The organism is Nocardia panacis (assembly GCF_003598715.1).
Lineage (GTDB): Bacteria > Actinomycetota > Actinomycetes > Mycobacteriales > Mycobacteriaceae > Nocardia > Nocardia panacis.
The window spans coordinates 193,892-209,249 of the sequence record NZ_QZFU01000016.1; the positions used below are offsets into that span (position 1 = coordinate 193,892).

The window sequence follows — 15,358 nt, forward strand, 5'->3', positions numbered from 1 at the left end:
TGCCAGGCGGGCAATGTTTCAGGGCTTGACAATTCGCATTGTTGCCAGCGTCACACTCATTCGGCGGGATCAAGGGTGGCGCACGCGGGCCGGATCGTATAGATGGGATCGGGTGCAGGACAAGGAGTCCGAAAGGGCCCGGCCCACCAGGATCACCGCGGCCTGCTGCAAACCGGCCCGCTCGACCTGATCCGCGATATCGGCGAGGGTGCCGCGCAGGATCCGCTGCTCGGGCTGACTCGCGCGATAAACCACGGCAACCGGACAATCCCGACCGTAATCCTGCGCCAACTCCTCGGCCAGCGACCTGGTCTTGGTGATGGCCAGGTGCAATGCCAGCGTGGCGCCCGTACGCGCGAAATTCGCCAGCGCCTCACTGTCCGGCATGGCGGTGGAACGCGCCCGCATCCTGGTCAGCACCACCGACTGCACCACCTCCGGCACCGTCAGCTCCGTACCGAGCACGGCCGCCGCCGCAGCATAGGCGGGGACACCCGGCGTGACATCCCACGGGACGCCATGGGAGTCCAAGCGGCGGGTCTGCTCGGTGAGCGCCGAATACAGCGACGGGTCACCGGAACACAGCCGCGCCACCTCTTTACCCTCCCGATGCGCACGCACCAGGTGGTCGGTGATGACATCCAGATCCAGATGCCGGGTATCGATCAGTTCCGCGTCCGGCGCGCAGTGCGCGAGCACCCCCGAATCCAAATACGTTCCCGCATACAGACACACCCGCGCCCGCCGCAACAGTTCGACCGCGCGCACCGTCAGCAGATCCGCCGCGCCCGGCCCGGCCCCGATGAAGTGCACCGTCATGGGCCGCAGCCTAGTGGGCGCTGTCGGCGGCCTTTGAACCCGCGCACGGCCGGAGCGAAAGCGAAGGTACGCCTATTCTCCCGATCCGACCGCGTCGAAGTGCGCGATCACCTTCGTCGGCCGCAACCGCACCACCAGCTCCCCCGGCACCCCATTGCGCTTCCCGAACTCCTCGGCCCGATCCGCCCCCATATACCGACCCCCGAGAGCCGTTGCCGTCCTGACCAATTCGTCCGGATCCTCCGAAACCGTCACCGTCCCGATCACCTGCACCGACGGATAGGGCAGCGCCTCGACATCCACCACCATCGCCACCTCACCCCCACGCTGAAACGCCCGCCCCTTCAACGACTCTTTCCCCGTATTGAAAACCACCTCATCCCCCTCCACCACAAACCACACGGGCGTAACCCGCACCCGCCCATCCCCCAACCCAACCGCCACCTTCCCGGTCCTCGTCCCCTCCATCAAAAACGCCCGAACCCGCTCATCAGCCAGTGAAGTCATAGGCAGAGACTACGTACCTCCCCATTCCCCGCCCAGCCATCAATGCCCGTGTCGCGGTGACCCCGATCCCCAAACACAGCGGTGGTGCCGCGCACATGGCACGGCACCACCAAAGGTTCGTCGAGTCAGATGATCCCGAGATCGGAGATCGACCTGGCCGACAGCGCACTGTGAAACCAACTCTCGATCTGCATCGGGTCAGCTCAGCTGGCATGTGGACCGAAGTTGGCGACGGGGTCGACAGATATCGACCTGCGTGCGGAATTGGTCCGAAAGTCCTGGGCGTGACCCGATTCGGGACATGAGTACCGGGGTTAGATCGCGCCCTGTTCGCGGGCTCGGGCTACGGCGGAGGTGCGGGAGCGGACGCCTAGTTTGGCGTAGATGTGGACGAGGTGGGATTTGACGGTGGTCTCGCTGAGGAACAGCTGTTTGGCTATCTCCCGGTTGGAACGGCCGTCGGCCACCAGGCGCAGGACCTCGATCTCGCGGGGGCTGAGGGTGGTGTCGGCGCGGCGGACCCTGGTCATGAGTTTGGAGGCGACGGCGGGCGAGAGGACGCTCTCCCCCGCGGCGGCCGAGCGCACCGCGGCGAGGAGTTCGGGGGGCGGGGTGTCCTTGAGGATGTAACCGCAGGCTCCGGCCTCGATGGCGCTGAGGATATCGGCGTCGGTGTCGTAGTTGGTGACCACCAGGACGTTCGGGGGGTCGGGGAGGGCGCGCAGGTCGGCGGTGGCCTCGACGCCGGAGCGGCCGGGTCCGAAACTCAGGTCCATGAGCACCAGGTCGACGGGGGTGGTGGCGCAGAAGGCCACGGCCGCTTCGGAAGTGGGGACATCCCCGAGCACCCGGATATCGGCGCTACCGTCGAGCAGGGCGCGCAGACCGGCGCGGACGATGGCGTGATCGTCGGCGAGCAGCAGGCGAATCATCGGCCCGCCGCCGCGTCGTCGCGCTCCGGGGCCGCGGATTCGAGCGGAAACGACACGGTGACCGCGGTATGCCCCGGTTCCGACTCCACCGCCATGGTCCCACCCTGCTGTTCGACGCGCCCGCGCATGGCCGCCAACCCGAACGACCCGCTCGGCGTGCGGTCGAGTACGGCCGGGTCGATGCCGATCCCATTGTCGACCACGTCGAGATGCACCTCATCGGCTTCGTAGGTGAGGGTGAGCCGCATCAGATCGGCCTGCGCGTGCCGCACCACATTCGCCACCGCCCCCTGGGCGATGCGCACCAGCGCCGCCTCCACCGGCATCGGCAACCGCTCGGGTGCCCCCTCCACGACGAGTTGCGTGCGAAGTGCGGGTCCTTGCGCCCGCGCGCAGATCCGCTCCAATGCCTGTGCCAGCGACTGCCCCTCCAATGCGGCAGGCGCCAATTCGGCGATGAGTCTACGGGTTTCGGCCAGGTTCTCCGCCGCTGTCTCGCGCGCCAACCGAATCTGGTGCAGCGCGGGATGATCCGGTGCGCCCTGTTCGGCAGCGTGCAGCAGCAACTGAATACTGCTGAGACCCTGCGCCACCGTGTCGTGGATTTCCTGAGCCAACCGCTCGCGCTCACCGAGTTTGCCCGCGGTGCGTTCCCGCTCCGCGAGAGTGGCTCGAGCATTGAGCAATTCATCGATGAGCCGCTGCCGCTCGGCGGACTCCCGGAACAGCGCCTGATATCCGAGGGCGATACCCACCGCCACGGCCGCGCCGATCACCGGCCCGATCACCCCGCCCACCGACCAGCCGCGCTGCACTCCGTAGCCCAGTACGGACACGACGGTGGCGGCGAGGACGGCGAGCAGGCTCCAGGGCCGGTTCATCAGGTGCAGATAGAGAAAGAACAGTCCGAACGCGAGGTAGATGGCATCGGGCGCGACGAGGACCAACCCGAGCCAGAGCACGGTGAGCAGCACCAACCACTGCGGTATCCGGGCGCTGAACCAGCGGCCGGTGAAGTAGACGGCGAGAAAGACCGCGATGAGCACCGCCGTCGCGATCGGATGCGGTGCGCCCGGCAGTATGCCGCGCACCGCGACCACCGCCGCCAGCGCCGTCACCAGCACATGCAGACCCACGTGCAGGGCGGTGAAGACAGGGGTGAGCGGCGACGAGTGCACCCTGTCAGCTTATGTGCGGCTATTCGAGGGGCATCCATCGAAAGGTGTAAACGGCACCCCACCGTTCTATGGTGGGCATCTCCTTCGCGCGCTCGATGGCCGGAGGGCGCGGCACGGCGAGAGTGGAGCCATGTTCGTCGCACTTCGAGATCTGCGGGCCGCGCGTGGCCGCTTCCTGCTCATCGGGCTGGTCGTCACGCTGGTGGCGCTGCTGGTCAGCTTTCTCAGCGGCCTCACCGCCGGACTCGCCCATCAGAACATCTCCGCCATCGACGGGATTCGCGCCGACGCGATCGTCTTCGCCGAATCCGGATCGAAACCGTCCTTCGACACCTCCGCGCTGACCGACGAACAGGTCGAGCAGTGGCGCGGTGGGAATGGTTCGGTGGCTCCGCTCGGCATCAGTCACGCACAGGCGACCGGATCCGGCGCACCCGCTCAGGTGGCGTTGTTCGGCGGGCAGGGCGGAGCCTTTGGCAATCACCCGGCAATCGAACCGGGTTCGGTGGTGCTGAGCGCGGGCGCGGCCAAGGCGACCCACGCCGCGGCAGGCGACCGCGTCACCATCGACGGCCATGCGTTCACGGTCGCGGCCGTCGGCGCGGACGACTGGTACAGCCACACCCCGGTCATCTGGTCCACCCTCGATGACTGGCACATCGTGCACCCGCGCGGCGGCGCGGCCACCGTCCTGGCGGTCTCGGATGTCCCGAATATGGCCGCCCGCAATACTTCCGCGCACACCACGACGACCACCGTCGCCGGATCGCTGTCCGCTTTGAGCGCCTATCAAGCCGAAAACGGTTCCCTCACTTTGATGACCGTTCTGCTGTTCGCCATTTCCGCGCTGGTCATCGGCGCTTTCTTCACGGTGTGGACGGTGCAGCGCCAACCCGATATCGCCACCCTCAAGGCGCTCGGCGCGACCACGGGATCGCTCGTGCGCGATGCCCTTTCCCAAGCCGCCGTCGTTTTGACGGCGGGTGTGGCGCTCGGACTGAGCATCACCGCGACAGCGGCGGCACTCATGGGTGACGCGCTGCCCTTCGTGTTGAGTCCGGCGACCACACTGCTCCCGGCCGCCGCCTTGATCCTGCTCGGCCTGCTGGGCGCGGCCTTCGCGCTGCGCTTCCTGTTCACCACCGACCCGCTCACCGCCCTCGGCGCGAGCCGCTAGATCGAAACCGGGGAAATACCAGTGCTTTCCATCGAAGACATCACCCTCACCTACCCGGATGGCGCCGATCGTCTGACCGCCCTGGACCGAGTGGACCTGAGGGTCGGCGCGGGTGAGATCGCCGCCATCACCGGCCCCTCCGGCTCCGGCAAGTCCAGTCTGCTGGCCGTCGCCGCCACTCTCATCCGCCCCGATTCCGGCCGCGTCGTACTCGAGACACCGGATGGCGCGGCCGATCTCACGCGACTGACGCGCCGCGAGGCGGCCGCGCTGCGGCGCACCGGTATCGGCGTCGTCTTCCAGCAACCCAATCTGATTCCGGCTCTGACCGCCCTGGAACAGTTGCAGGCCATGACCCATCTGGGCCAACGCCTGTGGACCCCGCGCGCCGAGCGGCACAAAACCCGTTCCAGGGCAGCGGATCTCCTCGACGCCGTCGGCCTCGCCGAGCACGCGCACAAGCGGCCCGCCCAGCTCTCGGGCGGTCAGCGGCAACGCGTGAATATCGCGCGCGCCTTGATGAACAATCCGTCCCTGCTGGTCATCGATGAACCAACCAGCGCACTGGACACCGAACGCGGTTCGGCCGTCATCGATCTCATTCTCACCATGGCCGACACCCATCGCGCCGCGACCCTCCTGGTCACGCACGACCCCTCGCACCTGCATCGCATGACCGCCGTCTACCGCATGACCGATGGCCGCCTGTCCCCCAGCCCGGTCAGGATTTAGGCGAGTCCGAGCAGCGCCGGGCGCTGCGCTACCACCTGGGCGCGAATGGCATCGACGACGGCCGCGACCTCGGGGCGGCGCAGCGTTTCGGTGCGGGCGACCATCCAGTAGGTGAGGCGCACGGAGACCTCGGTGGGCAGCACGCGCACGAGATCGGCGTGGCGATCGGCCATGAAACACGGCAGCAGGCCCAAGCCCGCAGCCGCGCGGGTGGCCTCGACATGGACGAAAACATTGGTGGAGGTGACGGATTCGCGCATGGCGGGCGCGAAGGTGCGGGCGAGATCCAAATCGTCGACCTGGAGCATGGAGTCGATGAAGTAAACCAGCGAGTGATCGATCAGGTCGCCCCGATCGCGCGGAGCGCCGTGCGTGCGCAGGTATTCGACAGAGCCGTAGAGCCCCAAGCAGTAGTCCCCGAGTCGAATCGCCTTGGCGCGGTGCACCTGTGGTTCGCCGACCATGACCTCCAGGTCGAGTCCGGTCCGCTGCTGGGAGACGCGGCGGGTGACGGCGACGATCTCCACCGCTACCTCGGGATGATGCCGCTGCACCTGCGCGGCGGCCGGCGCGGCGATGTAGGCGCAGAAACCGTCGGTGGCCGAGATCCGGACGACGCCCCGCAGCACCTGATGCTCGCAACCACCGAGCGATCCGAGGGCCGCCTCCACCGCCTCGGCCGCGACCAGCGCCGAATGCCCGAGTTCGGTGAGTTCCCAGCCGCCGCCGACCCTGGTGAGCACCCGTCCGCCGAGCGCCTCCTCCAGCGCGGCCACCCGGCGCGAGATGGTGGTGTGGTTGATGCCGAGTTCGGCTGCGGCGGTGACGAATCGGCCGGTGCGGCCGACGGCGAGCAGGACGAGCAGATCGTCCGCGTTCGGTCGGCGCGGCGACCCCCGCGACGATCCCGAAGACACCATGTGTGCATTATTGCAGATGCCTCGTGCGAATCTGCCTCTTGCGGCAAAGAGAATCTGCACGAATACTCTTTCCAACCACGATTCTGTGGGGGCCATCACATTTGATGTCCGTTGTGGCCCGGATCATGAAGGAGTAGTTCGATGAGCGTGCGAGATACCTTCGCGCCCACCAATTTACGAAGAGTGGTCGCGGCTTCCATGGCGGGCACGGTCGTCGAATGGTACGAGTTCTTCCTGTACGGCACGGCGGCGACGCTGGTGTTCAACAAGGTCTTCTTCAAATCCGGCGGCAGCGAACTCGACGGCATCCTGGCCGCGTTCATCACCTACGCGGTGGGTTTCGCGGCCCGCCCGCTGGGCGGTGTGGTCTTCGGCCACTACGGCGACAAGTACGGTCGCAAGAAGCTGCTCCAGTTCAGCCTGGTCCTGGTGGGCGCCTCCACCTTCCTGATGGGCTGTCTGCCCACCTACGGCCAGGTCGGCTACCTGGCCCCGACCCTGCTGGTGATCCTGCGCTTCGTCCAGGGTTTCGCGGTCGGCGGCGAGTGGGGCGGCGCGGTGCTGCTGGTGGCCGAGCATTCTCCCAGTCGCAGTCGCGGATTCTGGGCGAGCTGGCCGCAGGCGGGTGTGCCGATGGGCAATCTGCTCGCCACCATCGTGCTGCTCACCCTGACCACCACCCAATCCGACGCGGCCTTCCTGTCCTGGGGCTGGCGGGTGGCCTTCTGGCTCTCGGCGGTGGTCGTGCTGATCGGCTACTACATTCGCACCAAGATCAGCGACGCGCCCATCTTCAAGCAGGCCCAGCAGGAGGCCGAGCAACTGAAGAAGACCTCGCTCAGCGTGGTCGAGGTGCTCAAGCGTTATCCCCGTGGCGTTTTCACCGCGATGGGCCTGCGTTTCGGCGAGAATGTCGTGTACTACCTGGTGGTCACCTTCTCCATCACCTACCTCAAGACGCAGGTGCACGCCGACACCAAGAACATCCTGTGGTGGCTGTTGATCGCGCACGCGGTGCACTTCGGCGCGGTGCCGCTGGCCGGGCGCTTGAGCGACCGATTCGGTAGGCGTCCCGTCTATTTCGTCGGCGCGCTCGCGGCGGGCACCTGGGGTTTCTTCGCCTTCCCGATGATGGACAGCCGCAACTACGTCTTGATCATCGGCGCGATCATCATCGGTCTGATCTTCCACGCCCTCATGTACGCCGGTCAGCCCGCGCTCATGGCGGAGATGTTCCCGACCAGGATGCGGTATTCCGGTGTCTCCCTGGGCTATCAGGTGACCTCGATCGTGGCGGGTTCGCTCGCGCCGATCATCGCCGTGCGACTGCTCGAGGATTACAGGTCCTCGGTCCCGATCGCCTGGTACCTCGCCGCCTCCGCCTTCATCACCCTGATCGCGGTGGTCGCCGCCAAGGAGACGAAGGGTATCGCGCTCGAGGATATCGACCGCGCGGACGCCGCGTACACCGAGAACCTTCCCGCCGGCGCGGCAGCGGTCGCCAAATGACCGACCTATCGGGCCGCAGCGCCTTGGTCACCGGCGGCGCCAGTGGTATCGGCGCCGCCTGCGCCAAGGCGTTGGCGGCGCGCGGGGCCACCGTCACCATCGCCGATGTGGACGACATCGGGGCCAAGCGCCTGGCCAAGGAGCTGGACGGAAAGGCTTGGGCGGTAGATCTTCTCGAGGTCGAGGCCCTGGAATCGCTGAGCCTCGAAGTGGATATCCTGGTCAATAACGCCGGGGTGCAGCGCATCGATCCCATTCAGGATTTCCCGCCCGAGCAGTTCCGCCGGATCCAGACCCTGATGGTGGAGGCGCCGTTCCTGCTCACCCGCGCCGCGCTGCCGCACATGTACGCGCGGGGCTACGGTCGGATCATCAATATCTCGTCGGTGCACGGACTTCGGGCCTCGCCGTACAAGGTCGCCTATGTCACCGCCAAACATGCCCTGGAGGGTTTGTCCAAGGTGACGGCGCTGGAGGGCGGTCCGCACGGTGTCACCAGCAACTGCGTCAATCCCGGCTATGTGCGAACCCCCTTGGTGGATAAGCAGATCGCCGATCAGGCTCGCACGCACGGCATTCCGGAGCAGGAGGTGCTGACCCGAATCCTGTTGACCGAGAGCGCGATCAAACGTCTGGTCGAACCGGAGGAGGTGGCCGCGCTGGTGAGTTGGCTCACCGCGCCCGAGGCGGGCATGGTGACGGGCGCCTCGTACACCATGGACGGCGGCTGGAGTGCTCGCTAGGCGAGCGCCGCGACCGCCATCTCCCGCAGCACGGGTCGCGCCTTGGCCGCCACCCCCGCCGAGGCGCTGTGGGGTGTCGAGTTGAGCAGACCGAAGGCGGCGTGGGCGCGCACCCGCGCCGCCTCCTCGGGCAGCTCCGAATGGACCTCGCGCAGCACCCCCACCCACACCTCGACGTATTCGCGCTGGGTGCGCCGGATCTCCCGGCGGGCGGGGGCAGGCACATTGTCCAGGTCGCGGTCCTGGATTCGGATGAGTTCGGGTTCGCCGAAGGCGAAGTCCAGGTGGAAGTCGATGAGTCCGGTCAGCACCTGCTCGGGCGTATCCCGCTGCGCCACCACGGCCCTGCCGCCGTCGAGCAGTCGGCGACTGACCCCGACCAGCAGTTCGACCAGCAGCGCCTCCTTGTTCGGGAAGTGCCGGTAGACCGCGGGGCCGCTGATCCCGGCGGCGGCGCCGAGGTCGTCCAAGCGCATGCCGAGGTATCCGCGTTCCGCGATGAGCCGGGCGCCCGCCGCGAGCAATTGTCTGCGGCGCTCGGCCTTCATCTGTTCGCGCCGGGTGGTCGCGGCCGGTTCGATCCTGGTCACCGCCGTTCCTCTCCGTGTCCTGGATGTCCGTGTCCTCGATATCCTGGCGTTCTGGACATCTCAGTTAGTCAAGGTTAACCTGGATTCCAGTTATCGGCCACTAACTGAGGGCAGCATCTCAGGCACGCACCCGAATCAGCCGCGAGGCTATCGGTGGAAAGGCAAGCGGGATGACACATACCGAACTCCTCGACAATCGCAGCGCGCACCGCGCGCTGGTCGAGGACCTGCGCGCACGACTAGCCACCGCCGCACTCGGCGGCCCGGCCAAGTCCAGGCAGCGCCATGTCGCGCGCGGCAAACTGCTGCCGCGCGAGCGGGTCGACGAACTGCTGGATCCGGGCAGCCCCTTCCTGGAGCTGTCCCCACTGGCCGCCACGGGAATGTATGGCGACGACTGCCCCGGCGCGGGCGTCATCACCGGCATCGGCCGGGTCTCGGGGCGCGAATGCGTCATCGTGGCCAATGACGCCACCGTCAAGGGCGGCACCTACTACCCGATGACGGTCAAGAAGCATCTGCGCGCCCAGGAGATCGCGCTGCAGAATCAGTTGCCCTGCATCTACCTGGTCGATTCGGGTGGCGCGCATCTGCCGCACCAGGACGAGGTCTTCCCGGATCGGGAGCATTTCGGCCGCATCTTCTACAACCAGGCCACCTTGAGCGCCAAGGGGATCGCGCAGATCGCGGCGGTGCTCGGCTCGTGCACCGCGGGCGGGGCGTATGTGCCCGCCATGAGCGATGAGGCCGTCATCGTGCGCAATCAGGGCACCATCTTCCTCGGCGGTCCGCCGCTGGTGAAGGCGGCCACCGGCGAGGTGGTCACCGCCGAGGAGCTCGGTGGCGGCGAATTGCATTCGCGCACCTCGGGTGTCACCGATCACCTGGCCGAGGACGACCGCGACGCGCTGCGCATCGTGCGCCGCATCGTCGCCACCCTCGGTCCGCGCCCGGACAGCCCGTGGGAGGTGCTGCCCGGCTCCGAGCCCGCCCGTCCGCACGAGGACCTGTACGACGTGGTGCCGGTGGATCTGCGCACCCCCTACGACGTGCACGAGGTCATCGACCGAATCGTCGACGGGGAGCACGGTTTCCACGAATTCAAGGCCGAGTACGGCAAGACCTTGGTGACCGGGTTCGCGCGCATCCACGGCCACCCGGTCGGCATTGTCGCCAACAACGGCGTCCTGTTCGGCGAATCCGCCATGAAGGGCGCGCATTTCATCGAACTGTGCGACAAGCGCAAGATCCCGCTGCTGTTCCTGCAGAACATCACCGGCTTCATGGTCGGTCGCGACTACGAGGCGGGCGGTATCGCCAAGCACGGCGCGAAGATGGTCACCGCCGTCGCCTGCGCGCGGGTGCCCAAGCTCACCGTGGTCATCGGCGGCTCCTACGGCGCGGGCAACTACTCCATGTGCGGGCGCGCGTATTCGCCGCGCTTCCTGTGGATGTGGCCCAATGCTCGAATCTCGGTGATGGGCGGCGAGCAGGCGGCCTCGGTGCTGGCCACCGTGCGCGGGGATCAACTCGACGGCAACGGGCAGCCGTGGTCGGCCGCCGACGAGGAGGCGTTCAAGGCCCCCATCCGCGAGCAGTACGAGAGCCAGGGCAATCCCTACTACTCCACCGCCCGCCTCTGGGACGACGGCGTCATCGATCCCGCCGATACCAGAACCGTGCTCGGACTTGCCCTTTCGGTGTGCGCGCAAGCGCCGCTCGAACCCGTTTCCTACGGCGTCTTCCGGATGTGATCGCGATGATGAACAAGAACCATCCCGTCCGCTTCGACACCGTGCTGGTCGCCAATCGCGGTGAGATCGCGGTGCGCGTCATTCGCACGCTGCGCGCCATGGGAATTCGATCGGTCGCGGTGTACAGCGACGCCGACGCGCAGGCCAGGCATGTCAGGGAGGCCGATACCGCGGTCCGCCTCGGTCCGGCCCCCGCGCGCGAAAGCTATTTGGATATCGAGAAGGTGGTGGACGCGGCGGTGCGCACCGGCGCGCAAGCCGTGCATCCCGGCTACGGATTCCTTTCCGAGAACGCCGCGTTCGCCGCCGCGCTGGCCGCCGCCGATATCGTCTTCCTCGGTCCGCCCGCGCGGGCCATCGAGGTCATGGGCGACAAGATCGCGGCCAAGACCACGGTCTCGGCCTTCGGTGTCCCGGTGGTGCCGGGTCTGGCCCGGCCCGACCTCACCGATGCCGAGTTGATCGAGGCGGCGACCGAGGTCGGCTATCCGGTGCTGGTGAAGCCGTCGGCGGGCGGCGGCGGCAAGGGTATGCGCCGGGTCGACGATCCGGCCGGACTGCCCGCCGCACTGGTCGGTGCCCGCCGCGAGGCGGCCTCGGCCTTCGGTGACGACACCCTGTTCCTGGAGCGTTTCGTCACCCGACCCCGGCATATCGAGGTGCAGATCCTGGCCGACGAATTCGGCACTGTGGTGCACCTGGGCGAACGCGAATGCAGTTTGCAGCGCAGGCATCAGAAGGTCATCGAGGAGGCCCCCTCACCGCTGCTCGACGCGGCGACCAGGGCCAGGATCGGCACGGCCGCCTGCGATACCGCGCGCAGCGTGAACTATGTCGGCGCGGGCACGGTGGAATTCATCGTCTCGGCCGATCGTCCGGACGAATTCTTCTTCATGGAGATGAATACCCGCCTGCAGGTGGAGCATCCGGTCACCGAACTGGTCACCGGCATCGACCTGGTGGAGTGTCAGGTGCGGGTGGCCGCCGGTCAGAAGATCGCGGTGGCCCAGGAGGATATCCGCCTGGTCGGGCATGCCGTCGAGGCGCGGGTGTACGCCGAGGATCCCGGTCGCGGCTTCCTGCCGACCGGCGGGCCGGTGCTGGCACTGTCCGAGCCGAACGGCGAAGGCGTGCGCGTGGATTCGGGCCTGGCGGTGGGCACCGTGGTCGGCAGCGACTACGACCCGATGCTGTCGAAGGTCATCGCGCACGGTCCCGACCGCGCGGCGGCGCTCGCGAAACTCGATCGGGCACTGGGCGATACGGTGCTGCTCGGGGTCACCAGCAATATCGAGTTCCTGCGCTTCCTGCTGGCCGATCCCGACGTGGCGGCGGGCAGGCTAGACACCGGACTGCTCGATCGCCGGGTCGGCGATTTCGTCCCGGCTCCCGCAGGCACCGCCGAATTACTTGCCGCAGCGGCCCGGCAGTGGCTGCCGCGCTGGCCGAGCGCGCCCGTCGACCCGTGGCAGGTGCCCTCGGGTTGGCGACTCGGCGCACCCGCCGCCACCGCGGTCCGGTTGACGGCGGGCGAGCGCACCGAGCACGTCTACCTGACCGGCTCCCCCGACGCCGCCGTCGCCAGGGTCGGGGAAGGCGAATCCGTCACGTTCACGGCCGCTTTCACCGATTCCGGTCTGGCGCTGACCATCGACGGCGTGCGCCGCGAATACCGGGTCGCCGTCGACGGCGAACACCTCTGGGTGGCCGGACCTTCCGGTATCGCACTGCTGCGCGAGGTCGCCGAGGCCGATGTGCGCGGCGGCGGTGAGCACATCGGCGATGCCGAGATCCACAGTCCCATGCCGGGTTCGGTGATCGCCGTCCCGGTCACGACCGGGGACGCGGTGGCCGCGGGCGATCCGATCGTGGTCGTCGAGGCCATGAAGATGGAGCATTCGCTCACCGCCCCGGTCGCCGGAACCGTCGAAATCCTGGTGGAACCGGGTGCGCAGGTGCGTCTGGACCAGGTGCTGGCCCGCATCGTCGCCGCACCCGAGGACACCGCGCCCGCGAATGCCGAAAATACCGAGCGAGAAGGAACTTCCGCATGACCGACTTCCTGTCCACCGGCACCCTGCCGGAGGAATACCGCGAACTGGCCCTGACCGTGCGCGATTTCGCGAACCAGGTCCTCGCGCCGGTGGCCGCCGAACACGATGCCGCGCATACCTTCCCGTACGAGGTGGTCGCGGGCATGGCCGAGATGGGCCTGTTCGGTCTGCCCTTCCCCGAGGAGTACGGCGGCATGGGCGGCGACTATTTCGCCCTGTGCCTGGCCCTCGAGGAGCTCGGCAAGATCGACCAGAGCGTGGCCATCACCCTCGAGGCGGGCGTCTCGCTGGGCGCCATGCCCATCTACCGCTTCGGCAATGAAAAGCAGAAGCAGCAGTGGCTCCCCCTCCTGACCAGCGGGCGCAACCTCGCGGCCTTCGGCCTGACCGAACCCGGCGCGGGATCGGACGCGGGTGGCACCCGCACCACCGCCGTCACCGACGGCGGCGAGTGGATCATCAACGGGTCCAAGCAGTTCATCACCAACTCCGGCACCGATATCACCCGCCTGGTCACCGTCACCGCGGTCACCGGCCAGACCGGCGGCAAGAAGGAGATCTCCACCATCCTGGTGCCGACCGACACTCCGGGATTCGTCGCCGAACCGGCCTACAACAAGGTCGGCTGGAACGCCTCCGACACCCACCCGCTCAGCTTCACCGATGTGCGGGTGCCCGAGGAAAACCTGCTGGGCGAACGCGGTCGCGGCTACGCCAACTTCCTGCGCATCCTCGACGAGGGCCGCATCGCCATCGCCGCGCTCGCGGTCGGCGCGGCCCAGGGCTGTGTGGATGCCAGCGTGCGCTACGCCAAGGAGCGCGAGGCGTTCGGACAGGTCATCGGCCGCAATCAGGCCATCGCCTTCAAGATCGCCAGGATGGAGGCGCGCGCCCACGTCGCCCGCACCGCCTACTACGACGCCGCCGCACTCATGCTGGCGGGCAAACCGTTCAAGAAGCAGGCCTCGATCGCCAAGCTGATCGCCAGCGAGGCCGCCATGGACAATGCCCGCGACGCGACCCAGGTCTTCGGCGGCTACGGTTTCATGAACGAATACCCAGTCGCCAGGCACTACCGGGATTCCAAGATCCTGGAGATCGGCGAGGGCACGACGGAGGTGCAGCTGATGCTGATCGGACGGGAGCTCGGCCTGTGAGGCGCGTGGTCCAGCGCGGACTGTGGTTCGAGGAGTTCGAGACCGATGTGGTCTACGAGCACCGCCCCGGCCGCACCATCACCGAGGCGGACAATGTCCTGTTCACCACGCTGACGATGAACACCCAGCCGCTGCATCTGGATGCCGCGTTCGCCGATGCGCAGCCTCCGTTCCAGCAGCGCCTGGTCAATTCGATGTTCACCCTGTCCACGCTGGTCGGGCTGTCGGTGGCGCAGTTGACACAGGGCACCCTGGTCGCCAATCTCGGTTTCGGCGCGATGACCCTGCCCAAACCGCTGTTCCACGGCGACACCATGTACGCCGAGACGGTGGTCACCGCGAAGCGGGAATCCAAGAGCCGTCCCGGCGAGGGCGTGGTGACCTTTGCCCACACCGCGCGCAATCAGCACGGCGATATCGTGGCGACCGCCGAGCGCAGCACCCTCGTCCTGCGGCGGCCCGCATGACCGAATTCGCCGGACCCGCCTGGCTTTTCTGCCCCGCCGACCGGCCCGAGCGCTACGCGAAGGCCGCGGCGGTCGCCGATGTCGTCATCCTCGATCTGGAAGACGGTGTGGCACCGGCCGACAAGGCCGCCGCGCGCAAGGCGCTGGTCGAGACACCGCTGGATCCGGCCCGCACCGTGGTGCGGGTCAATGCCGCGGGCACCGAGGAGCAGGTCCGCGATCTGGCGGCGTTGGCCGCCACCGGGTACCGGCGACTCATGCTGCCCAAATGCGAATCGGCCGAACAGGTCACGGCGCTCGACGGGTACGAGGTGATCCTGCTGATCGAATCGCCGTTGGGTGCGCTGACCGTCGAACGATCGGTGCGGGCGGACAACGCGATCGGTGTCATGTGGGGTGCGGAGGATCTGGTCGCCGGACTCGGCGGCAGTTCCAGCCGCACCGCCGAGGGCGGGTATCGCGAGGTGGCCCGCCATGTTCGGTCCACGGTGCTGCTGGCCGCCAAGGCGTACGGCCGTCTCGCGCTCGACGCGGTCTACCTCGATATCCGCGATCTCGACGGGTTGCGCGCCGAGACCGCCGACGCGGTCGCGGTGGGCTTCGACGCCAAGGTCGCCATCCACCCGAGCCAGGTGCCGGTCATCGCCGAGGGCTACGCCCCGTCCGAGCAGGAGATCGCTTGGGCGCAGCGCGTGCTCGCCGCTGCGCCCGAGCATCGCGGGGTGTTCGCCTTCGAGGGCACTATGGTGGACGCCCCCGTGCTGCGGCACGCCGAACAGACCTTGCGGCGCGCGCCGCGCGGGAGACAGCAGCACTAGT

15 protein-coding genes are annotated in these 15,358 nt (G+C 67.7%); 9 read left to right on the forward strand and 6 right to left on the reverse strand.

The window, feature by feature from the left end; all coding sequences use genetic code 11:
- Positions 1-69: 69 nt before the first annotated feature.
- The 4 genes from cobM to D5S18_RS09005 all read right to left on the reverse strand — a co-directional run bounded on the left by cobM (position 70) and on the right by D5S18_RS09005 (position 3,436).
- Complete coding sequence (cobM, locus tag D5S18_RS08990) at positions 70-819, reverse strand: precorrin-4 C(11)-methyltransferase (protein WP_120039371.1); 750 nt, start codon at positions 817-819, stop codon at positions 70-72.
- Between the two features lie 72 nt (positions 820-891).
- Positions 892-1,326 carry a PPOX class F420-dependent oxidoreductase gene (locus D5S18_RS08995; RefSeq protein WP_120039372.1) on the reverse strand — a complete coding sequence of 145 codons (435 nt, stop codon included), beginning with the start codon at positions 1,324-1,326 and terminating at the stop codon, positions 892-894.
- Between the two features lie 314 nt (positions 1,327-1,640).
- The gene (locus D5S18_RS09000; RefSeq protein WP_120039373.1) at positions 1,641-2,258 is read right to left on the reverse strand and encodes a LuxR C-terminal-related transcriptional regulator; all 618 of its coding nucleotides are present in this window, start codon (positions 2,256-2,258) and stop codon (positions 1,641-1,643) included.
- A complete protein-coding gene (locus tag D5S18_RS09005) occupies positions 2,255-3,436 on the reverse strand; it encodes a sensor histidine kinase (RefSeq protein ID WP_120039374.1) in 1,182 nt (393 codons plus the stop codon). The genes D5S18_RS09000 and D5S18_RS09005 overlap by 4 nt, the downstream gene beginning before the upstream one ends.
- 130 nt (positions 3,437-3,566) lie before the next feature.
- Between D5S18_RS09005 and D5S18_RS09010 the strand changes: the two genes are divergently transcribed.
- Both D5S18_RS09010 and D5S18_RS09015 read left to right on the forward strand, forming a co-directional pair.
- A complete protein-coding gene (locus D5S18_RS09010; RefSeq protein ID WP_120039375.1) occupies positions 3,567-4,613 on the forward strand; it encodes an FtsX-like permease family protein in 1,047 nt (348 codons plus the stop codon).
- Positions 4,614-4,628: 15 nt separating this feature from the next.
- Positions 4,629-5,345, forward strand: a complete 717-nt coding sequence (locus D5S18_RS09015) for an ABC transporter ATP-binding protein (protein ID WP_120039376.1) — start codon at positions 4,629-4,631, stop codon at positions 5,343-5,345.
- Here D5S18_RS09015 and D5S18_RS09020 read toward each other — a convergent pair.
- Entirely contained in the window at positions 5,342-6,265 is a 924-nt protein-coding gene (locus D5S18_RS09020; protein ID WP_120039377.1) for a LysR family transcriptional regulator, read from the reverse strand. The two genes, D5S18_RS09015 and D5S18_RS09020, sit on opposite strands and share 4 nt — an antisense overlap.
- A gap of 141 nt (positions 6,266-6,406) precedes the next feature.
- Between D5S18_RS09020 and D5S18_RS09025 the strand changes: the two genes are divergently transcribed.
- Entirely contained in the window at positions 6,407-7,774 is a 1,368-nt protein-coding gene (locus D5S18_RS09025) for an MFS transporter (protein WP_120039378.1), read from the forward strand.
- Positions 7,771-8,517, forward strand: a complete 747-nt coding sequence (locus tag D5S18_RS09030; protein ID WP_120039379.1) for a 3-hydroxybutyrate dehydrogenase — start codon at positions 7,771-7,773, stop codon at positions 8,515-8,517. Before D5S18_RS09025 ends, D5S18_RS09030 begins: the two co-directional genes overlap by 4 nt.
- Here D5S18_RS09030 and D5S18_RS09035 read toward each other — a convergent pair.
- Positions 8,514-9,065 carry an SACE_7040 family transcriptional regulator gene (locus D5S18_RS09035; protein ID WP_120040428.1) on the reverse strand — a complete coding sequence of 184 codons (552 nt, stop codon included), beginning with the start codon at positions 9,063-9,065 and terminating at the stop codon, positions 8,514-8,516. The two genes, D5S18_RS09030 and D5S18_RS09035, sit on opposite strands and share 4 nt — an antisense overlap.
- Before the next feature lie 212 nt (positions 9,066-9,277).
- On the opposite strand from D5S18_RS09035, the gene D5S18_RS09040 reads away from it, so the two are divergent.
- The 5 genes from D5S18_RS09040 to D5S18_RS09060 are packed head-to-tail and all read left to right on the forward strand — an operon-like array spanning position 9,278 to position 15,357.
- Positions 9,278-10,861, forward strand: coding sequence for a carboxyl transferase domain-containing protein (locus D5S18_RS09040; RefSeq protein ID WP_120039380.1), 1,584 nt, complete (start codon positions 9,278-9,280; stop codon positions 10,859-10,861).
- Positions 10,862-10,866: 5 nt separating this feature from the next.
- The gene (locus D5S18_RS09045; protein WP_120040430.1) at positions 10,867-12,915 is read left to right on the forward strand and encodes an acetyl/propionyl/methylcrotonyl-CoA carboxylase subunit alpha; all 2,049 of its coding nucleotides are present in this window, start codon (positions 10,867-10,869) and stop codon (positions 12,913-12,915) included.
- Positions 12,912-14,072 carry an acyl-CoA dehydrogenase family protein gene (locus D5S18_RS09050; protein ID WP_120039381.1) on the forward strand — a complete coding sequence of 387 codons (1,161 nt, stop codon included), beginning with the start codon at positions 12,912-12,914 and terminating at the stop codon, positions 14,070-14,072. The genes D5S18_RS09045 and D5S18_RS09050 overlap by 4 nt, the downstream gene beginning before the upstream one ends.
- Entirely contained in the window at positions 14,069-14,539 is a 471-nt protein-coding gene (locus D5S18_RS09055; RefSeq protein ID WP_120039382.1) for a MaoC family dehydratase, read from the forward strand. The genes D5S18_RS09050 and D5S18_RS09055 overlap by 4 nt, the downstream gene beginning before the upstream one ends.
- On the forward strand, positions 14,536-15,357 hold the full coding sequence (locus D5S18_RS09060) for an HpcH/HpaI aldolase/citrate lyase family protein (protein ID WP_120039383.1): 822 nt from the start codon (positions 14,536-14,538) through the stop codon (positions 15,355-15,357). The genes D5S18_RS09055 and D5S18_RS09060 overlap by 4 nt, the downstream gene beginning before the upstream one ends.
- Position 15,358 lies beyond the last annotated feature (1 nt).